This is a genomic window from Nostoc sp. ChiQUE02, from assembly GCF_034531305.2.
GTDB lineage: Bacteria > Cyanobacteriota > Cyanobacteriia > Cyanobacteriales > Nostocaceae > Nostoc.
On record NZ_JAVRBN020000009.1, the window covers coordinates 59,204 to 79,018 of the forward strand.

Annotated in this window: 14 protein-coding genes; 5 read left to right on the forward strand and 9 right to left on the reverse strand. The window is 42.1% G+C overall.

The features are described 5' to 3' along the window. Window positions 1-14 precede the first annotated feature (14 nt). Window positions 15-4,781, reverse strand: a complete 4,767-nt coding sequence (locus RM347_RS11975) for a PAS domain S-box protein (RefSeq protein ID WP_322716484.1) — start codon at window positions 4,779-4,781, stop codon at window positions 15-17. Window positions 4,782-4,793: 12 nt separating this feature from the next. Further along, window positions 4,794-5,027, reverse strand: a complete 234-nt coding sequence (locus RM347_RS11980; protein WP_322716485.1) for a helix-turn-helix domain-containing protein — start codon at window positions 5,025-5,027, stop codon at window positions 4,794-4,796. A gap of 172 nt (window positions 5,028-5,199) precedes the next feature. Between RM347_RS11980 and RM347_RS11985 the strand changes: the two genes are divergently transcribed. Further along, a complete protein-coding gene (locus RM347_RS11985; protein WP_322716486.1) occupies window positions 5,200-5,484 on the forward strand; it encodes a hypothetical protein in 285 nt (94 codons plus the stop codon). A 180-nt stretch (window positions 5,485-5,664) separates the two neighbouring features. Continuing rightward, entirely contained in the window at window positions 5,665-7,863 is a 2,199-nt protein-coding gene (locus tag RM347_RS11990; RefSeq protein WP_322716487.1) for a CHASE2 domain-containing protein, read from the forward strand. Window positions 7,864-7,909: 46 nt separating this feature from the next. Here the strand turns inward: RM347_RS11990 and RM347_RS11995 are convergent, their stop codons facing one another. The 4 genes from RM347_RS11995 to RM347_RS12010 form a co-directional block, all read right to left on the reverse strand. Further along, window positions 7,910-8,356 (reverse strand): hypothetical protein, encoded by a 447-nt coding sequence (locus RM347_RS11995; protein WP_428850546.1) that lies wholly within the window; start codon window positions 8,354-8,356, stop codon window positions 7,910-7,912. A gap of 126 nt (window positions 8,357-8,482) precedes the next feature. After that, a complete protein-coding gene (locus tag RM347_RS12000; protein WP_322716489.1) occupies window positions 8,483-9,232 on the reverse strand; it encodes a hypothetical protein in 750 nt (249 codons plus the stop codon). Window positions 9,233-9,252: 20 nt separating this feature from the next. Further along, a complete protein-coding gene (locus RM347_RS12005; RefSeq protein ID WP_322716490.1) occupies window positions 9,253-9,480 on the reverse strand; it encodes a hypothetical protein in 228 nt (75 codons plus the stop codon). A 119-nt stretch (window positions 9,481-9,599) separates the two neighbouring features. Beyond that, complete coding sequence (locus RM347_RS12010; protein ID WP_322716491.1) at window positions 9,600-9,857, reverse strand: hypothetical protein; 258 nt, start codon at window positions 9,855-9,857, stop codon at window positions 9,600-9,602. Between the two features lie 249 nt (window positions 9,858-10,106). On the opposite strand from RM347_RS12010, the gene RM347_RS12015 reads away from it, so the two are divergent. From RM347_RS12015 to RM347_RS12025, 3 genes are read left to right on the forward strand one after another with little or no spacing between them, the layout of a single operon-like run. Beyond that, window positions 10,107-13,085: a CHAT domain-containing protein gene (locus RM347_RS12015; RefSeq protein WP_322716492.1), complete on the forward strand. Its 2,979-nt coding sequence runs from the start codon at window positions 10,107-10,109 to the stop codon at window positions 13,083-13,085. Window positions 13,086-13,145: 60 nt separating this feature from the next. Beyond that, window positions 13,146-13,544 (forward strand): hypothetical protein, encoded by a 399-nt coding sequence (locus RM347_RS12020; RefSeq protein ID WP_322716493.1) that lies wholly within the window; start codon window positions 13,146-13,148, stop codon window positions 13,542-13,544. Then, window positions 13,537-14,937, forward strand: coding sequence for a hypothetical protein (locus tag RM347_RS12025; protein ID WP_322716494.1), 1,401 nt, complete (start codon window positions 13,537-13,539; stop codon window positions 14,935-14,937). Before RM347_RS12020 ends, RM347_RS12025 begins: the two co-directional genes overlap by 8 nt. An 86-nt stretch (window positions 14,938-15,023) precedes the next feature. Here the strand turns inward: RM347_RS12025 and RM347_RS12030 are convergent, their stop codons facing one another. The 3 genes from RM347_RS12030 to RM347_RS12040 all read right to left on the reverse strand — a co-directional run bounded on the left by RM347_RS12030 (window position 15,024) and on the right by RM347_RS12040 (window position 19,311). Next, entirely contained in the window at window positions 15,024-16,007 is a 984-nt protein-coding gene (locus RM347_RS12030; protein WP_322716495.1) for an RNA polymerase sigma factor, RpoD/SigA family, read from the reverse strand. A gap of 602 nt (window positions 16,008-16,609) precedes the next feature. Beyond that, window positions 16,610-18,340 (reverse strand): ATP-binding protein, encoded by a 1,731-nt coding sequence (locus RM347_RS12035; protein WP_322716496.1) that lies wholly within the window; start codon window positions 18,338-18,340, stop codon window positions 16,610-16,612. A 176-nt stretch (window positions 18,341-18,516) separates the two neighbouring features. Then, a complete protein-coding gene (locus RM347_RS12040) occupies window positions 18,517-19,311 on the reverse strand; it encodes a glutathione S-transferase family protein (RefSeq protein WP_322716497.1) in 795 nt (264 codons plus the stop codon). Window positions 19,312-19,815: the final 504 nt, after the last annotated feature.

Sequence of the window (19,815 nt, forward strand, 5' to 3'; positions counted from 1 at the left end):
AGGTAGAAGCAGGTTTATTCAGCTATTAAGTTGGCGATCGCATCTACTAACTCGGCTGGCTCTACTGGTTTGGCAAGATGCTTGTGAAATCCGGCTGCAAGTACCTGCTTGGCGTTCATTTCTCCAGCATAGGCGGTAAGTGCGATCGCTCGAATTTTCCCTCCTTGCTCTGCTGGCAATGTTCTCAACTGTCGCATGAACATACATCCATCCACTTCTGGCATCCCAATGTCGCTTAAAAGTATATCTGGCAAGGATTGGCTTAAAGCAGCTAGTGCTTCATTTGCTGATGCTACTGCTGTCACATTTGCCCCATACTGCTCTAGCAAGAAGGCAATAAATTCTCGCGTATCTGCATCATCATCCACTACTAAAATATTGACACCATTTAAATTTGAGGATGTCTCTGAGTTGCTACTATCCTGTTTAATCTCTAATTGATTTTGGATCAGTGGGAGTCTCACGGTAAAAGTTGCTCCCCGATCTTCGCCTCCGCTTTCTGCCTGGACTGTGCCGCCATGCAGTTCGACTAAGTGACGGACGATCGCTAACCCTAATCCCAATCCACCAAACTTTCTGGTGGTGCTGCTGTTCTCTTGGCGAAAATATTCAAACACGTAAGGCAGAAAATTGGGATCGATGCCTTTGCCAGTGTCGCTGACTTGAATTAGTGCTGAGTTGGAATTAGAACATGATGATAGTCGGATGTCAACTCGTCCCCCCGCAGGTGTAAACTTAACTGCGTTTGAGAGCAGGTTCCAGACGATTTGCTGCAATCGGCTGGAGTCACCCAAAACCTGCCCCAGATTTGGTTGCAGGCTGATGTGCACCTCAATTGACTTCGCTTCTGCCGATAGCCGCACTGTTTCCATTGCTGCTGAAATTACAGATGTTAGATCAACTGGGTAGATATTCAGGCTAAGTTTACCCTGTAAAATCCGGGAGATATCCAGCAAGTCTTCAATCAGTTGAGCCTGTAACCTAGCATTTCGCTCAATAGTCTTCAGCGCTTGAGGAACTGTCTTTTCATCAAGTTTTTTGGTTTGGAGTAGCTTTGACCATCCTAAAATTGGGTTGAGTGGCGATCGCAATTCATGAGAAAGGACTGCAAGAAACTCGTCTTTAATCCGGTTAGCATTTTCTGCTGCTTCCCGTGCCGTTTGCTCTGCCTCGTATAGGCGGGCACGTTCCATCGCTTGAGCGCACTGCTGTGTTAGTGCCAGCATGAAAGCTTGGTCATCCTGATTAAACTCCTGAATCTCGGCAAAAGCTAGAGACATGCCACCTATGGCTCGTCCTTCGATGATCAATGGAATTGAAATCCAAGCACCGTAGTCAACCTGGGCGTATTCTTTAGCAAGATGTGAGTAACGGGCAATCCTCGCTGTTGTTGACTGTTGCCAGATGGGCTGCTTGTTTCTCACTGCTTCTGCAAGTGGTACGGATGCATTAATAGAAAATTGACGCCATAAATCTATTGTTTCTTGTCGATAACCAACAGTTCGGACAATTTCTAATTCAGTGCCGCTTTTAGTGACTAGTGCTACTAAAGCAGAACTAGCTCCCATAGCTGCCATACCTTGCTCGACAATTACTTCAGCAACCTGTGCCGGAGTCAGAGATTCAGAAAGCGCAGCGGTAATGGTTTGCAGACGCGCGGTGCGAGATGCTGCTCGTAAAGCCGCTTGTTGAGATTGCTGTGCTTCTGTGTAGAGTCGGGCATTATCAACAGCGATCGCCGCACGACAAGCCAATTCCTCAGCCAACATCAAGCTTTTGCTGTCGTAGCAACGACCTGAAGAAGATACCAAAGTTATAGCTCCCAGTACCCGTCCCCGAACTATCAGCGGTACACTCATGCCAGATGTAGGATTTAGCTCTTGCAAGATTTTTAGGTGACCGGCATTGTGGGTTGCCACTTGTATCTGTTCATCAGAAATAAAATGAATAATTTGTGATTTACCTGCCCGTATTACCTCAGCAACACCTTCTTTTCGTGTCAAATCAGGCGGATAATTTTGTAACTGTTCTACTAATTCTTGTTTCCCTGGATCGGTATGGGCTGCTGCAACCCGGCGGACTAATTGATTCTCACAAATAATATCAACTAAGCACCAATCAGCTATTTCAGGCACTGCCAAACGCGCTAAATTGACTAAGGTTGTCTCGTAGTCCAATGATGCAGCCAAAATCCCACTAGCCTCAGCGATAAAAAGCTGCTCTTCCTCCACCTGTTTGCGCTCAGTAATATCTCGCGAAGACGCTTGCATTTCTAAAATTTCTTTAGTTTGGCGATCGCGAATAGCTCGAATAGTTGTTTCCAACCAGATATAATGTCCGTCTTTGTGACGAGCACGGTGAGTAATGGTATAAATATCTGGTAAATCGGCATTGACTGGGTAATTCTTGGCAATCTCTGCCAAATCCTCTGGATGAACTAACTCCTGGCTGTGATGACCTACTAGTTCCTCTGGTTGATACCCCAGTACTGTGTAGCAAGCTGGTGAAACGTACAGAAGAATTCCATCTACTGTATGGCGTGAAATAATATCAGTTGAATTCTCAGCCATCAGCCGAAAACACGCCTCACTCTCGCGCAGTTTTGCCTCTGCCTGCTTGCGTACATTAATGTTACGGAAATAAACTGATAACCCTGTGGCTGAAGGATAGGCGCGAACCGCAAACCATGCATCAAAGGGTGGGTAATAATCTTCAAGTTCAAGCGGCATTCCTAGAGCAACTGCGCTTTGATAAAGTTGACCAAAGCTGGTACCAGCCAGTTCTGGAAACTCTGACCACAAATTTTTTCCGAGCAGATCCTCGCAGGAACGCCCCAGAGTTCTGCTTCCCTCATGATTGAGGTAGGTGAAGCGCCACTCACTGTCAAAGGCAAGAAAGCCGTCAGTAATACTCTCTAAAATTTGGGTAACTTGCTCTTTGGCAGTTTCAGCCTCAACACGAGCCGCTTGCTCTCGCTCAAATAGCTGTTCCCGCTCGACTTCTGCTTGCTTGCGATCGGTGATTTCCTCGCAGATTGCACCCACCCAAGTAATATCACCTGGCAGTTTAATCGGATAGTAATTTACCGACCAGTGCCGCTGCTTTCCAGGCGCAGCGGGTGTCTCTCCACTGGTCTCTTGGGCAATAGATTCTCCTGTATCGATCACATGGCGGAAAGCTTCCATGACCGCAGAATCTAACCCAGGTAGCACTTGGACGAGGGTCTTACCGATATGCACCTCTTGGGGAAAACCATTAATCTCAGCTAAAGCGTCATTCAATCGAACGTATCTCAATTTCTCATCCCATAGGCCAATACCTACAGGTGCGTTATTGAAGAGGGTATCAAGCAGAACGTTAGCTTCAACCAAGCGAGTCTGTTCTGTTTTCAGTAGCGCCAGCAGTTGCTCATGTTCTGCCTCAGCTTGCTTGCGTTCGCTGATATCCATGCACATTCCTACCCATTCCTGGATTTCGCCTATTTCGTCAAGTATAGGCACACCGCGTATAGCCATGTCACGGTATTCGCCGTCATGCCGCAGAACACGATACTCGGCAACTGCAACGCTGCGTCCAAAAAAGGCCTGTCTCCAAATAGCAGCTACAGATGTCCGGTCATCTGGGTGCAGTGCTTCAATCCAGCCCCATCCTTTGTATTCTTCGAGACTTTGCCCAGTGAACGCCTCCCAAGTCGGAATCTCGTCAACAACGTTGCCCCAAGGCCCTGCGCTCCAAACGATGGATGCGCTTGCTTCTGCCAGTGAGCGGTAGCGTGCTTCACTATGACGCAGATTTTCTTCTACTTGCTGCTGTTCACCCAAATATTGCCGCAAATCTGTAACCTCTTGAGCTTTTAGATTATCAATTAAATCTTTAACAAGGGGAAAATTTTCTTCCCCAATCGAGACACCTGAGGTTTCAAAAATCCGACGATATTTTTCCTCACTTTCTTGCAATAACGACGAACTTCGCTGCTGCTCGATGAACTGACCAATTTGAGTGGCGATCGCACTCATCATTTGCAGTAAATTGGTGTCAGGCTCTAAAATTTGATCGCTGAAAAATTCGATCGCACCTAAGATTTTATTATCCAGCCGAATCGGAAATCCGATGGCGGCTGCAAAAAAATTCTCGTTTTGGGCGGGTTCTGAAATCCAAACAGGTTGACCACTTGCCCAAATCTGACCAGTTAAACCTTCACTCAAAGCAATTGTGTGCAGGTTGAATGGTTCTTTCTCTAAGTCAGATGAATACCAAGTACTCATGCGGTGTAGAACATTAGCTTCATCGTCTACACTCCAGAAAATACCAGCTTGCCATCCTAAACTTTCGCACAAGGATTGTAGAATAGCTGGAACCGCATTTACAAGCGTAGTTGCCTCAGAGAGGACGTGAGCGATCGCATACTGTGCAGTTAGAAGCTGTTGGCTGCGTTTGCGCTCAGTAATATCTGTAATTAAGATTGATACGCCAGTTTCTGAGGGATAAACGCGGTTTTCCAACCAGCGCTGCCATTTGGGATAAAAATACTCAAAATTTACTGGAACTTGTTCGGCAACAGCCCGGTGCAGTTCAGTGTAGAGTCGGCTATTAACTGTGTCAGGAAACTCCCAAATACTCTTGCCTAAGAAGTCTTCCTGATTCATCCCGGCTAGTTCGGCTAGCTTGTCATTAACGTAGGTGTAGTGCCATTCCCGATCCAATATGATAAAAGCATCGCTGATCCTAGCTAAGACCTGTTCAACATCTTGGGTAATAGTTACTGTCACTTCAGCAGTCACAGTCTCTGCTCCTTATTTTTGAAAGTATCTGGCTAAAAGCGCTTCACCGGGTTCTCCCATTTGGTATAGTAGCTTTTCAATTTGTTGCATAGCCAGTGGCGAAGGTCGTGTCCGTCCATTTTCCCATCGGTTTATAGTGTGGAACGAAACCCCTAGCATCGTTGCCAGTTTTACCTGTGAAAGTTTGAGGCACTGCCGAGTCTCACGAACCAACTGTGCAATCCTTGGCTGTTCGATTGCTGGCATAAGCTAAATATTTTATTTTTCTAGTAGATATTGGAATATAGCAGATGCTATAACTCTCACTACATCTATCTAGAGTTATAGAGGTTGTAAGTTGGTGATTATGTACTACATCAACTATTATGCAAGCTATTTAAGCTAGTAATAGAGTTGTTTGAATCTGGGGAATGAAAATATGAGGGTTTGGCTTGCCTGCTTTTTTGTGCTATTTGCCTTGGCAGAACTGTTTGACTGGTTGCAAGAATTTAATCTGCCATTACCTATCTATATTTTGGGTGGCGCTTTTTTAGCTGTTGCTTCTAACTATGATAAAATCGTTGGCTCCTATTTTGATGATTCGAGTATCGAAGCATCACTCGAACAAACCCAGTTAGACTCACTAACCCCATCTACTAATCCTATTTCTTTCCCAATTGCAAGTTCTGTTGAAGATGCTCACACATCTCAAGCAGAGAATTAGCCGCTTCTGTGGTTGACACTGCGCCTAAGCTTTAAAAGTAGGAATACGCTAAGGTCTCTAACCAGCAAGTAAATTGCTACATTAATAGGAGCTTCAGGTTAACTAGCTTTTAACCTAGATTCCGAAAATTAACTTCTGCGCCAGCAACATCTACCCAATTCAGGCTACCGCCGCAACGCCGTGATTAGTGGACTATTAGAAAAACTCCGTGTCCCCTTTGTCAAAGTTCAGGATTCCCGTGAAACTTCCAAGAGTAAAAGCTGGTTGCAAATTATTTTAGTTACCAGTGTGGGAGTCACCGCTTTTATTTGGGGAGTTCGGGAACTCAAATGGTTACAGCCTTGGGAGTTAAGAGTTTATGACCAGATGTTGCGATCGCGTCCAGCACAAGCGCCCGATCGGCGGATTTTGCTAGTAAAAATCACTGATGAGGATCTCAAAAAAGAGAAATGGACTCTATCAGATCGTACAATCAATCAGCTATTAAAGAAAATAGAGTCTTATCAACCGCGAATCGTTGGTTTATATCTTTTCCAACCAGAACACAACAATTTGGCGGCTAATCTCCAAAATCAAGATAACATTATCAGCACCTGTCTATTCAGCAGTTTGGGTAGAGATGAAATGCCACCGCCACCCAATTTTCCTATAGATAATGTTGGGTTTAGTGATGTGGTTGCTGACAATGAAAATGACCAAATCCTCCGCCGCAGTTTGCTATTTGCCAAATCTACAGACAAGAAATGTACAACATCATTTGCATTTGGTGCGTTAATAGCAATTAATTATCTGGAAAAACAAGGCATTGAATACCAGTTCACTAATAAAGGAGATTTTCAGTTAGGTAAAACCCTATTTCCACGTTTACAAGCTAATTCCGGTAGCTACCAACATCTGGATGCAGATGGCTATCAAATATTATTAAATTACCGTCACCCCAACAGCCTCGCCGACCAAGTAACCCTCACAGATGTTCTTAATGGCCAAGTCAATTCCAGTTTATTTAAAGACCGTCTTGTAATTATCGGCACTACTGCGGCTAATCTACCTCCAGGTGGCTTTTATACACCCTACAGCGCTTTGCCAGATCAACCAGCTAGAATGCCTGCTCTGTTTATTCATGCACAGATAGCTAGTCAACTCATCAGTACAGTGTTGGATGGGCGATCGCTAATTTGGTACTGGCCAGACTGGGTGGAACTTATTTGGGTCTGGGGCTGGTCGCTTTTAGGTAGTGTTTTAGCATGGCGGTGGCAAAATCCGTTGCTGTTGCTAGTGGTAGTAGGGACAACTCTACTTGGCTTAGTAGTAATCTGCGTTGCTTTGTTTTTGCAAGCCGGATGGGTGCCGTTAATCCCTTCTGCTCTTGCTTTAGTGATTAGTAGTATCTGTGTGATTGCTTATACTAACTACCAAAATCAGCGACAAACTCAGGTGATCATTCTGCAAGTTGAAAAACAACAAGAAGTGATCGCCCAATTAAATGTACTCTTAGAAGACAAAACAGCAATCCCCGACTCGTCTGTTGATTTTCTTCCCCCAATTGATTCACGAGAAACAAAATCAGGTGATTTGCTTTTGGGTGGACGCTACAAAATCTCTCAAGTTCTCGGTGCTGGTGGATTTGGTCGCACTTATTTAGCACAGGATACTCAACGACCGGGAAATCCGATTTGTGTAGTTAAAAAGTTAATGCCAGCCCGTCAAGATACAAGATTTTTGCAAGTTGCTCGCAGGTTGTTTAATAGTGAAGCTGAAATTTTAGAATCTTTGGGGAAACATCATCAGATTCCCGAACTACTTGCTTATTTTGAAGATGACCAAGAATTTTATTTAATTCAACAATATATTGAGGGACATACTCTCAGTGAAGAATTACCACCTGTGCAGAATGTGCAGAATGAATCATTTGTGATCGAGATGCTCAAACAAGTTTTAGAAGTTCTAGAATTTGTTCACCAGCATCGAGTGATTCATCGTGATATCAAACCGACTAATATTATTAGATGCGCTCAAGATAATCGGCTGGTGTTGATTGACTTTGGTGCTGTGAAATTGATGCAACCGCCGAGTAGTGAGCAAACAGAATTAGCCACAGTAGCCATCGGGACGCGGGGTTATGCACCTCCAGAACAATTTGCCGGTCATCCCCGTTTATGCAGTGATATTTATGCTTTAGGAATGATTGGCATTCAAGCCATAACTGGGATACCACCGCAAGAACTTCACCCAGATCCAGAAACGGGGAATGTGATGTGGCGGCAAACGGTGCAAGTGAGTGAAGAATTAGCGGCAATTTTAGATAAGATGGTTTGCTATCATTTTAGCGATCGCTATCAATCAGCCACCGAAGTTTTACAAGATTTGAAACGGATATAGCTTTGGTGTAGGGTGTTGATTTTGTGAGAAATCAGCCTAAAATTTTTCATGCAATTTCTGTGTCGTCACTTGAGGAAGAAAACACGGTTCTCCTCTTTGAGAGCATAGACTGACCAAAAACTTGAAGCGACCAAGCTTCGAGATCAAGATATCGGACTGTTTCTAAGGCTTGCAATACATTCGATGCTGTCAAATTCATAGTAGATAAAGAAATGCTCAAAATCATTTGACCTATCTGTTTAAAAGGAGATCGAGAAGAAAACTGCTTATATTTCCCAAAAAGAGATTCAATTACATCAGAAGTGGCTAAAAAAGTCTGTTCTGCCCGAATTTGAGAACTTTCACTTTTCAAATAATCTAGAATTTTTATTTGGAAATTAACTAGATAATTGGTTTTTATTGTTAACTGATGTGACTGAAATATAGTGATTGATTCCTGATTAAGCCCACAAATTTTAAGTTGAGTCTCTATAGTTCGAGTCATCTTAACCATTTGGCTCCAATTACTAAGTGAATCTTGGTAATTGATTAACCATCCCAATTTGGATTCTAATTTTTGCTTTAAAATGTTATACTCAATATTTGGTAAAAGTTCTACTATTGTGTCTACTGGAGATTCTCAAATCTTAGTAGCCCAATTAATCAACCTTTCAATATTAAAATAACGACATTGTGAACGTTGAGATGGGGGAGATAAAAAAGATAACTCTGTTTGTTGTAGTTGTTGACGACATCGTGTACATTGCTGGATAAAACACTGATATTTCTCATCAGCTACTAACTCATGTTTGAGCAGTAAAGCCATTGCATGAGTTACATCATAGGTGTAAATTACTTCGGGATATTGTTGTTGATACAGTTTGATTCCTCTTTGGATATCACTACCGTGGTCAGCGATTATTTGTACTGGACGACCAACTTTTTTCGTTAGCTCAGAGAGTTTCTGCTCTATGTACTCGACTAAAGGAGAGTACATAATTTCTAACGCCAGAAGTTCTACATCTTGATGTCCTAATCCTCGCTTTAAAGGGAAAACTTGTTCTTCAAGGAGTTGTTGTGAAACTCCCAACACTACTAAAGCTTTTTCTGTTCCAAGTTCTACAGTCAAATCAACGATAAAGATCCAATCACTTCGATATTCTTTTTCTCTGTTGAGTTCGTACAATCCAATTCGCCCTAACCATTTTCTAATACTACTAAAGCTTGGAGTTCCGTGTTTGGAAAAATCAACGTACAACTCAAATGTTTTCTCAACTCCTCGCAAACTATTGCCACAATTGATAACTTGTTGTAACGATATTTGAATTGTTTCGACTGAATAATGATGCCCCTTTGCTATCTGAGCAAGAGCCTGCCCACTTGTTTCCAAGTTAGCTAGAGTGCTTATAATTATCTCTTTTTTTTTTCGTCGCCTATCTCAATATTCTGTTTGAGTAGCTTTGATTCCGCAATTTTCGCTCTGCTTTTCCAATAGTCTCGTGAGGCTGATAAATCTCTGACTTTTATTTCTAATGCTCTAAGTTTTTTCTGTTTTTCCAAAGCTCTCTCTTTCCAATTGTCTCGACCATTGCGAAACAATCTTGCTAATCGGCTGGTTGGGCTTTTAAACTCTTGCATTATTTATGCAGCTACATACTTCTTGTATGAAAATTTTCCACCTTAAAACCCTCAGAGTCAACACCCTAGCTTTGGTGATTAGAAATCGCGGCTATACAAACGTAGTCGGACTGCGCGGACTAATGGACAATTAATGCTTTCCAACCGGCAAAGGCGAGTTTTGTCTGTGTAGCCGGGACTTCCAGTCGCCTGGTGCTATTTAAATGCAACCTTCTGCATTGCCATTGCATTGACTTGCATAGTGATTGCATTGCTATTGCATTGAGTTGCATTGCCATTACATCGACTTGCATTGTGATTGCATTGACTTGCATTGCCATTGCATTGAGTTGCATTGTGATTGCATTGAGTTGCATTGCTATTGCATCGACTTGCATTGCTATTGCATTGAGGGCGTGTTTTCAGATTACTTGTTTAGCCTCCTAACTTTTTAGATCCCCCTAAATCCCCCTTAAAAAGGGGGACTTTGATAAGTTTTTGCCCCCCTTAAAAAGGGGGGTTGGGGGGATCTAAGACTTTGAAAACACACCCTAACCCCCAATTAAAAAAACTATACTTTCGCGCCCAACTTTGCTTACCGTCAAACTGCTAAAATACACTACAAAAGCAATACATGGTTGCAGCAAATGCTCAAGCAGCTTTGGCGGTGGCTCAAGAGGTCTTTTCAGCGCTTATTTAGCAACAAGCAAACTCCTCCGCTAGAAAAACCGAGGAAAGTAGAACCACCAAAACAGCTAACAGATGCGGAGTATGAATCGTTATTTCTTAAGTTGTTGGCAGAAGTCAATGATGGCTTGAGTAGAGGAGGAGCAAAAGGTTTCTTGGCTGCAAAGCGCATCAATGAAGCTCATTTAGTGGAGTGGTTGCGGGGTTTTGGCGAAAGATTGTTAGCTTTACCTACACGAAATGATGAGTTAGCAACGCGAATGGTGCGGCTGGGTGAGTTGAGTATTGGGGAAGTTAGTGTTGTTGCTTATGATATTGGGAGGCGGTTGGGAAAAGGAGAAACGAACCACAGAGGCCCAAAGGACGCGGAGGAAGAAGCGCAAGCTTGGTTTAACCAAGGCTATAAACAATTGATAGTAGGGGATTTTGTAGGTGCGATCGCATCTTACGACAGATTTATAAAAATCAAACCCCACTACGACGAAGCTTGGAACAACCGGGGTGTGGCACTGAAGAAATTAAGGCGATTTGAAGAAGCAATCGCATCTTACAATAGAGCCATAGAAATCAAACCTGACGACGACTCAGCTTGGTACAACCGGGGTGTGGCGCTGAAGAATTTAGGGCGATTTGAAGAAGCGATCGCATCTTACGACAGAGCCATAGAAATTAAACCCCACTACAACTCAGCTTGGAACAACCGAGGTATGGCGCTGGATAATTTAGGGCGATTTGAAGAAGCGATCGCATCTTACGACAGAGCCATAGAAATCAAACCCCACTACGACGAAGCTTGGAACAACCGAGGTATGGCGCTGAATAATTTAGGGCGATTTAAAGAAGCGATCGCATCTTACGACAGAGCCATAGAAATCAAACCCGACTACAACTCAGCTTGGAACAACCGGGGTGTGGCGCTGAGTAAATTAGGGCTATTTGAAGAAGCGATCACATCCTACGACAAAGCCCTCAAAATCAAACCCGACTTCTACCAAACTTGGTACAACTGGGGTAATGCGCTATTTAGCTTAAGGCAATATGAAGAAGCGATCACATACTACGAGAAAGTCCTCGATATTAAACCAGACTTACACTTAGGTTGGATTGCCCGAGGAAATGCAACTGGAGAAAGGATGATAAATTTATTTAATGCAGAAGCACCCAACCATGCTCAAAAATTTAACAATCCCAATTTAAACAAGCCTGGCTATGAAGGTAAATTGGCAAACTATGAAGAAGGGTTGAAGCATTGCCCCCAAGACACGCACCCACAATACTGGGGAGAATTGCATCAGGTAATAGGTAAGGCTCATTATTTGCGAGGGCGAGATGATTCTAGATACCTCCATCACCATTCTTTTTGGGACAAAGCCATCGACAGTTACAACACGGCACTGCAAACTCTCACAGCAACAAATTTTCCTGAGTTGCATCTAGAGGTTTTGCAAAACTTAATTCACGTCCAGTTAGATTTAAAAGAAACAGCCGAAGTTACAGAACTCCAGCGACAGGGTACTGATTTGTTGCGGCGCTTATTAAACGAACCAAATCGCTCTGATAAAAATAAAAAACAACTAGCTTTTAAATTGGCATGGTTTCAGCAGTTAACTGTTGACTTAGCTGTGCAGTCTGGGGATTTGCAACAAGCGATTGAATTAGCAGAAGAGGGCAAAAATACGTGTTTGAGTTGGCTTTTGGATGGATGGAGTCATGAAAGTTCATCTCCCAATTATTCAGAAATTCAACAACTGCTTAATCCCTCAACTGCTATTATTTACTGGCATCTCAGTTCTTACGCCCTACACACCTTCATCCTCAAACACAACGCGCCATTACCGATTGTTTTGGTAGAAACCGAGTTTGTGACTCAGGCGCAACGCTTACAAGATTTTGAAAGCTGGGTGAAAAATTGGAATGAACAATACGCCGATTATCGAGACAAGGCAAAAGACGAACAAAGCCCCAAAAATAAACCTTGGCGACAGTTGATGCCAGATAAACTTGAGGAGTTGAAAAATATCCTCAATATTTCTGCTATTCAAGAGGAATTAAACGGCATCACAAACTTAATTCTCATTCCTCATCGTGATTTGCACCGCTTACCACTCCATGCAATATTTACAGATAACTTCATCATCACTTATTTACCTAGCGCCCAAATAGGTATTACCTTACAAAGCTTAAAGCAAACAAATCTCAGAGCAATTGGTGAATTACCCCTATTGAGTGTAGAACATCCAGACAGTGAAGGTTTTTCTATTTTGCCTCATGCAGAAATCGAATCTGCCGCTATTACCCAGCTATTCCAAAACCCTACCCCAAAGCGAATTGCTGGAGAAGCCGCGACGAATACCACAGTTAAAGCAGCCCTAAAAGATAGTTACAGTATTTTTAACTTTACAGGACATAGCACCTATAACTTCGATAATCCTAAAAAATCTGCTTTGGCTCTTAGCCGTAAAGAGTTTCTGACTTTAGAGGAAATTTGCAATATTGAGAGCCTCAGAAGATATCAACTAGTTAGCCTTTCATCTTGTGAAACTGCCATCACTAGCAACCAAACTATCACTGCTGAATATGTTGGTTTAGTCAGTGCCTTTCTCTATCAGGGTGTTACCGATGTTGTTAGCACATTGTGGACTGTGACTGACGATGCTAGTTGTTTTTTGATGATTTACTTTTACTGGCAAATAAAGAAAAGCAAATCACCAGCAGTTGCCCTCAATAAAGCAACAAAATGGTTACGTAGTTTAACATTTAGTCAACTTGAAAGAATTTATCGAGTAATCTTGCCTAAGTTACCATCAAATGAAACAACTCTCCGCCCTTTTATCAGAAGAAAACTCAATCAAATTAGTCAAATGGAGTTGTCAGAGAAGAAACAGCAACGTTTTCAACATCCTTACTATTGGGCAGCTTTCACAATTACTGGTGGATAAAATTTCTTATTTGTTTGCTCCTTTGCATGAGACATTAATAGATGACTCTAAAAAATCTCTATGAAACCTAATAACATAATTACTCTGACAGCCTTCCTCACGGCTCTCACACAATTGGATGAACCTTTGCCAGACAATATCCAAACTCAGCTTAATGACATCAGCAAAGCCCTAATAGCCAATCCTGATAATATCGGAAATTTAGATGCGATCGCAGAAAGTTACCCACCCTTAGATAAAGTTTATCAAATAGAACTTACTAGAATCGAAAAAACTGGCGAACGTACTAAAGGTTTACCACCTCTGCCTTTACCAACTGAACCAACTGCGGAATTGACGAACGCAGCATTTAATGCTTTTAGTAACAATAATTCGGTAGCTGCTGCAAAGATAGCTGTAAAACCAAATCTTCTGCAAAGGGTTCGGGACTTCATTAATGGCAGAATAGGAAATGACTGAGAAGATTATTTATCCCAGTATTGATTTATTCCTCTACGATTTAAAAGATGGTTTAGGAGAAGATGAGACAAAAATCAACCAGAACTGTCAAGATTTTTGTCTAAAAATATATGCCAAAAACGAAGTAAGCTTTCAGGAAAAGCAGCAAGAATTCCTGAAGCAGAAAAATAATGGTGGAGATGTAATTGAGTTGCTCGGAAAAGCCCAAACTAGAGACTTTCCCTCACCTCTAGATGGCTATTACTATCCGCTGCAAATTGGTGATACTTACGCGCTGCAAGTTGACTATTCTGGTAAATTAGATGCTAACAGTAAACCTAATTATGCTCCTCAAGATATCGACGATGCGCCTTTTAAAAAGCTTAAAGAAGAAATTACTAATCGCTTATCTCAACAAACAGGCACAATTGGCCAAACTTGGTTACTTTGGGGCAAGCTAACCAATACTAAAACAGAAACAGAAGTTGAAAAGATAGCCAAAGAATGTTACACCCAAATTGCCAGCGATTACAAATGGCAACGAGATTTTATTGGTAAGGGTAAGTTACAAGAAGGAACGATTTTTGAATTGTGGTATTGTCCACAAAATTTAGGCGTAGATGGAAAAGAATTTTGGGATGAATTTAGAAAATCAAGCTATCACATCTTAATTTGGTTGTTTCCCGAACATATTTCACCAGATGAGATGAGGGAAAAAGTACAAAATGTATATTATGATTTTTTGCGTTTATGGCAATACCGTCATAAAGTAGTTTGGTCATATTATCAAAGTCGCTATCAAAAACAGATTCTCAAAAAAGAATATATCGAAATTCAACCATCGATTCAGCAGACAAGCGAGTTACCCAAGCTACTGCAAAGCAATAAGCTAAAATTAAGCCACTTACAAGACACTCTCACAAATAATTTAATCAACTTATCAGACTACACGATCGCCTTAAACTATCTAGAAAATCAAAGCCAGACAATTCAATTAAACTTAGAAAATTATAAATCTCATTTAGCAGACATCCAGCAAAAATACCCAAGTAGCGACTTAAAATGTCTCCAAGAGTTTAGCGAAAGTGAATTTTATGGCAAAAAATATCAGCGACAAGTAGAAGTCGATTATGCGATTCTCAGCCCTGGATTAACCTTGCTGCAAAATCTTAATAACACCATTCAAGGTATTATCGACCTAGAGCAAACTAAAAGCGATCGCACTCTCAATACAACTATAGCGATCGCAGGTGTTGGACTCGCAACCAGCCAAATAGCCTCTGCCGTAATTCTCGCCCAGCCCAATGATTATCAACAACATCTCCGCTTTCGGGCTGAAGTTTTTGGGTGGAGTGTAGGCATTGGTGTCTTCTTTGCTGTGCTAATCTTTATTAGCCTCCGCTTTCGCCGCTAAGTTTTCAGCAAAAAAAAATCGCCCCCTGAATTCAGGAGGCGCATCACCAAGGTGGTGTAGAGACGCGGAATTCCGCGTCTCTTGTTTTAACTAGCAACGTATTCTTTGACATTGGCACGACGGCGACGCAGATGAGCCAAAGCTTGATGCTCTAACTGGCGCACACGTTCACGACTGAGATTCAATCTCTCACCCACTTTCGCCAATGACATTTCATTACCATCTTCTAAACCAAAACGTAAAGCTACAACTTCTCGCTGTTGTGGGGTTAGTTCTGCTAGCAGGTTGTTCAAGTCTTGGCGTAAGAATTCCTGGTTGGTGTAATACTCTGGTGATGGGCCATTATCTTCGAGCATCTCTTGCAACTCAGTATCCTGGTTATCGCCAACTTTAACATCCAAAGACACTGGTTGACGTGCCATGTTCAGATACTCGCGGATCTGAGCAGGTTCTATTTCCAGTTCTTTAGCAATTTCGGCTGGAGTCGGCGATCGCCCCAAGGTTTGAGCCAACTCGCGCTGTACTTTTTTGATTTTGTTCAGTTTTTCGGTAATGTGGATCGGTAAGCGGATAGTACGACCTTGTTGAGCGATCGCGCGGGTAATTGCTTGGCGAATCCACCAGTAAGCATAAGTCGAGAACTTATAACCCCTCATTGGGTCAAATTTCTCCACACCTCGCTCTAATCCTAGTGTTCCTTCCTGGATTAAATCCAGAAACTCCATATTCCGCTTTTGGTACTTTTTGGCAATAGCAACGACCAAGCGCAAATTCGCTTCGATCATTTTTTGCTTTGCCCGCTTACCTTGCGCCACCGTTTGTTGTACCTCGGTTTCCGATTGTTGAACGTGGTCAGCCCACTCTGACATATTCGGTTCGCGATGCAGCTTCTTCGTCAAAGCTTCCTTGGCATCGATAAGCGTCATCATTTGTTGTACCTGCTTCCCGAAGACAATTTCTTGTTCACGGGTTAGCAGTGGTACACGACCAATTTCTCGCAGATAGGTTCGCACCATATCAGCCGTGAATTTGGTGTTGAGGTTTTCCGTTTGGGTATTGACAGTAGGCATTGGTGCGATGTCCTCTACTCCGTAAACACAATGTATATTTTCTTGCTAAAAAGGGTTGGAAAGATAGTACATCTATCACGAAATATTGGAAGCTACCAAAAGTAATTAATCAATTGATACAGCCGTTGTTAAGACGGTAAGCTCCCAATGATAGGTTCCCCTACCTTTCCTAAATTTTCAATCTTTTATAAGCACGTTGGTTGTTTTTGAGAATTCTTCTCTTGAGCAGTTGCTGATAGCAACTGGCAAATCCGAAGTCGATATGAGTTTTACTTAGCTTTATAATACGATAAATCAGGCAGATAGTAAAGTATCTTAAGATAAAACCCCTAATTATAATTCAAAATTGCCCGTTTGCAAAAAAAAATTAAACTTCCTTGAAATTACTGACTATATCTATAGTGACGCCAAAAACCCCTCTTCTGTTGCCAAAAAGTAGCCGGATAACCGAACTTAATTTGCTGTGAGAATGGAGGGATGTTACGAATTAGTCATTAGTCATTAGTCGTTGGTCATTTGCAAAGGACATAGACGCGTCAGCGGCTACTCTACGAGAACGCCCAAGGCGAACCCGCAGGGTAGGACAACTGACAAATGACTATCTAGAATCCCAAGTCAGCTTTGGCTAGTTCAGCAGCGGCGAACACTTCTGCGTCAGGTTTTTCTTCCCAGGCTGGCTCACCAATTTCTTCGTAAAAAGTTGCGTCGTAAGGACGGGTACGCACTACTACTGGCATAGGAACAGCGTGACCCAATATTAAAGCTTGTTGCTTCGAGTCTAACTTTGCTAACACCGATCGCAGTCCACTACCACCAGATACACCCGTGAAAATTGCGTCAATGTCTTTTTCATCATTAAGCAAAGCGGTAATCCGAGTCCCGATCTGGGACATAACCTCATTATCTATGCCTGACGGACGTTGATCAACTACCAAAAGTGTGACAAAGTATTTCCGCAGTTCACGGGCAATAGTCCCAAAGATTGTACTTTGTACGATAGCCGGGTCAAGGAAACGGTGCGCCTCTTCAATGGTAATCATCAATGGCGTGGGGCGATCGCTAGGATTTTTGCTTTGCAGGAATTTATCTGCTTTCTTGACGTAATGCTCGTGAATACGTCTGGTGATCATATTCGTCACCAACATATAAGAAAGCATATTAGACTGGGAACCAAATTCTATCACAACATTCTTCCCAGATTCCAGGCATTGCACAATTTTACTAATGTAATTCTGGGGGCAAACCGCTCGCATATACTTCAAGCTATCCATCCGCAAGAGTTTGCGCTGCAATGCCATAATCGAGCCTTTGTGTCCGCGCTTCTCGTCGCAGAACATCTCGATTTCTTCGTTAGTCATATTCAGCAACTGGACAATCCAAGACTTGCCAAACTCGCTATACAGGATATTGGCGTTATCCAGGGCTGCGTCAGAGAGTCCTAAATCTCGGCTACATAACTTAATATCTTCAACTTCTATTTGCTCGTAGCTCAAATAGAGTTCTTGAGCATCACGCACACCCCGGCGCTTGGTCGATTCTGGGTCGAGGGTGTAGACTTCCACCTTACTAGGAAAAAGTTGCTTTAAGCCTTTAACGGTATTGACATTCTTACCTTCTGCAACAGCTTCCCAGCCATACTCAGAGTGCATATCAAAAATCAAGTTTACTGCCGCATTTTTACGGATAACGCCAGCTAAAAGTAGCCGTGTTAAAAAGGATTTACCAGTACCAGATTTCCCAAAAACCCCATTACTCCGTTCCACAAAGCGGTTTAAATCGATGCAAACGGGCACATCCATATCCAAAGGTTTACCGATGGAAAAGTTACGCCTTTGGGGGTCATCTTCCCAACCAAAGACTCGCCGAAAATCGTCAACACTTGCTTCATAAACTTGACTAAAGTGGCTAGGAATAGTTTTAACAGGCAACAATTCCATCGTAGTACTGGTTTGTGGCACAAATGAAGCTAAACCCGTCACCGATGGAAGGAAGGGATTTGCCGATTTGCCATTTGTTGGGGAAAAAGATTCTTCAGATTCCGGAGTGAACATCAACATCGGCGCGAGGTTGATAGTACCATAAGTGCCACTTCCGGCTAAAACATCTCGTAAGAAAGTGTCTTCCCAACTAGGGGGATTAGCAATAATTCGGGCATTAGCAGCTCCCAATGCCACATCTGTCAGCATACAAAAAAAACGCGATCGCATCCCTTGCACAACGAGAAACTTACCTACCCGCATATCTTCTACAGAAATGTCAGGATGCAATCGTACTTCTAAACCTTCAGTTAGAGAACCTTGAATGACTGAACCTAATGGCTGTGCCGAATTCATCTAATTAATTACATGATTGTTGGTGCGCTATCTTATGTTGAATTTTAATTGCATAGGGCAAATGTTGCGAATTAGTCATGCGGATTAGTCATTAGTCATTGGTCATTTATCATTAGTCTTGAGTTATTCTCTCCCAATGCCCGATGCCCCATACCCAATTTTCCATGCCCAATTACCTAATCAATCTGAATCGAAGTTGGCGCACTTCCCGTTGGTGAAGTGGTACTGATTAAAGGTTTACGGAATTGAGTGTAAAGGCGATCGCGCCAGGTGAAGAATGGTTCATAATCTATATTCTCTGCAAAGATTGGCAATCCTTTACCTCTGATAGAAGCTGGTAAATCCAGATAGGGGCCAGAGGGGAACTTGAGTAATATCGATAAGCCAGCTACTGCCAAGTCAGCTAAAGTCGGCTCGTCTCCTGTTAAATAAGGACTATCTGCCAATAATAATGTCAGCGCTTCTAAGTCTTGTTTTAAGGATGCGATCGCTGACTTTATGATATCTGGGCTGTAACCTACGCCAAAACCCAGCGCTGTAAGTAAGTCAGTGGGTACTCCTTCAACCAGACTTTTAAATATATCTGGTGTCGACGTGGGTAATAAAGACTTGCGGAAATTTTGATCTTGACTTATGGCAGCAAATAGTGCTTTGCGACCTTTGATGCCTATGGACTCATCCGCCCATTCTTCTATTAATAAAGTTAAACCCCGCTTTTTAGGATCTTGCGGTATTATTGGGCGATCGGGATACTCTAAGTCTAAATACTTAGCTATTTCCGTAGAATCCGCAATATATCTATTACGATCCTTTAATACCGGGACTTGTTTCTGACCAGTCAGCCGGAACAGTTCTACCTGTCCAATCCCAGGTGTAACCTCTATTTTGCGATAATCTAGTCCTTTAAAATCTAGAATTAGGCGCACTTTCTCTGAGTATTGAGAGAGTTCCCATTGGTATAATTCCAGCATGTTTTGTATACCTTGTAACTGGTCAACTTCTTAACTTTACAATTGTATCTTTAGTTAAAGTAATTTTTCTTGACATTAGTTGCTTAATTATCTATTGAATTGAGATCAGCGTTGAACTGATGGCTGATTTTTAGCAAAATTATCGATTAAAAATATTATTTTCTAATTGATTAAAATATCAAATAATTAAATTACAGTATACATAAATAAACCTGATCACGCAGTTGTGAGTCTTCAGCCGTTAGTTTAATTTCTATCACCATCAGCCTCTTGAGATATTTAGGTAATTAATTTTTGTGCTTTTGCTGAATAATCAATGGTGAATTTAGAGATACAGCTTTCTTCCCTATGGAATTCAGGATTTTTAAATCAACTATGATTTACGTACGAGTTTGTATATAAATTAGCTTTTAAGTAGAATTTTTATCTGAGGTTATTGTAAATTATAACTTGTAAACGTGGGATTCTTATACTTTCTTAGAGTTCATACTACATCAAGTAAGG

Coding starts and splice junctions, on each gene's coding strand:
- RM347_RS12035 (WP_322716496.1), bottom strand. CDS start 18,340: ATGAATTCGGCACAGCCATTAGGTTCAGTCATTCAAGGTTCTCTAACT.
- RM347_RS12025 (WP_322716494.1), top strand. CDS start 13,537: ATGACTGAGAAGATTATTTATCCCAGTATTGATTTATTCCTCTACGAT.
- RM347_RS12020 (WP_322716493.1), top strand. CDS start 13,146: ATGAAACCTAATAACATAATTACTCTGACAGCCTTCCTCACGGCTCTC.
- RM347_RS12005 (WP_322716490.1), bottom strand. CDS start 9,480: ATGCAAGAGTTTAAAAGCCCAACCAGCCGATTAGCAAGATTGTTTCGC.
- RM347_RS11985 (WP_322716486.1), top strand. CDS start 5,200: ATGAGGGTTTGGCTTGCCTGCTTTTTTGTGCTATTTGCCTTGGCAGAA.
- RM347_RS12040 (WP_322716497.1), bottom strand. CDS start 19,311: ATGCTGGAATTATACCAATGGGAACTCTCTCAATACTCAGAGAAAGTG.
- RM347_RS12010 (WP_322716491.1), bottom strand. CDS start 9,857: ATGCAAGTCGATGCAATAGCAATGCAACTCAATGCAATCACAATGCAA.
- RM347_RS12015 (WP_322716492.1), top strand. CDS start 10,107: ATGCTCAAGCAGCTTTGGCGGTGGCTCAAGAGGTCTTTTCAGCGCTTA.
- RM347_RS11995 (WP_428850546.1), bottom strand. CDS start 8,356: ATGGTTAAGATGACTCGAACTATAGAGACTCAACTTAAAATTTGTGGG.
- RM347_RS12030 (WP_322716495.1), bottom strand. CDS start 16,007: ATGCCTACTGTCAATACCCAAACGGAAAACCTCAACACCAAATTCACG.
- RM347_RS11980 (WP_322716485.1), bottom strand. CDS start 5,027: ATGCCAGCAATCGAACAGCCAAGGATTGCACAGTTGGTTCGTGAGACT.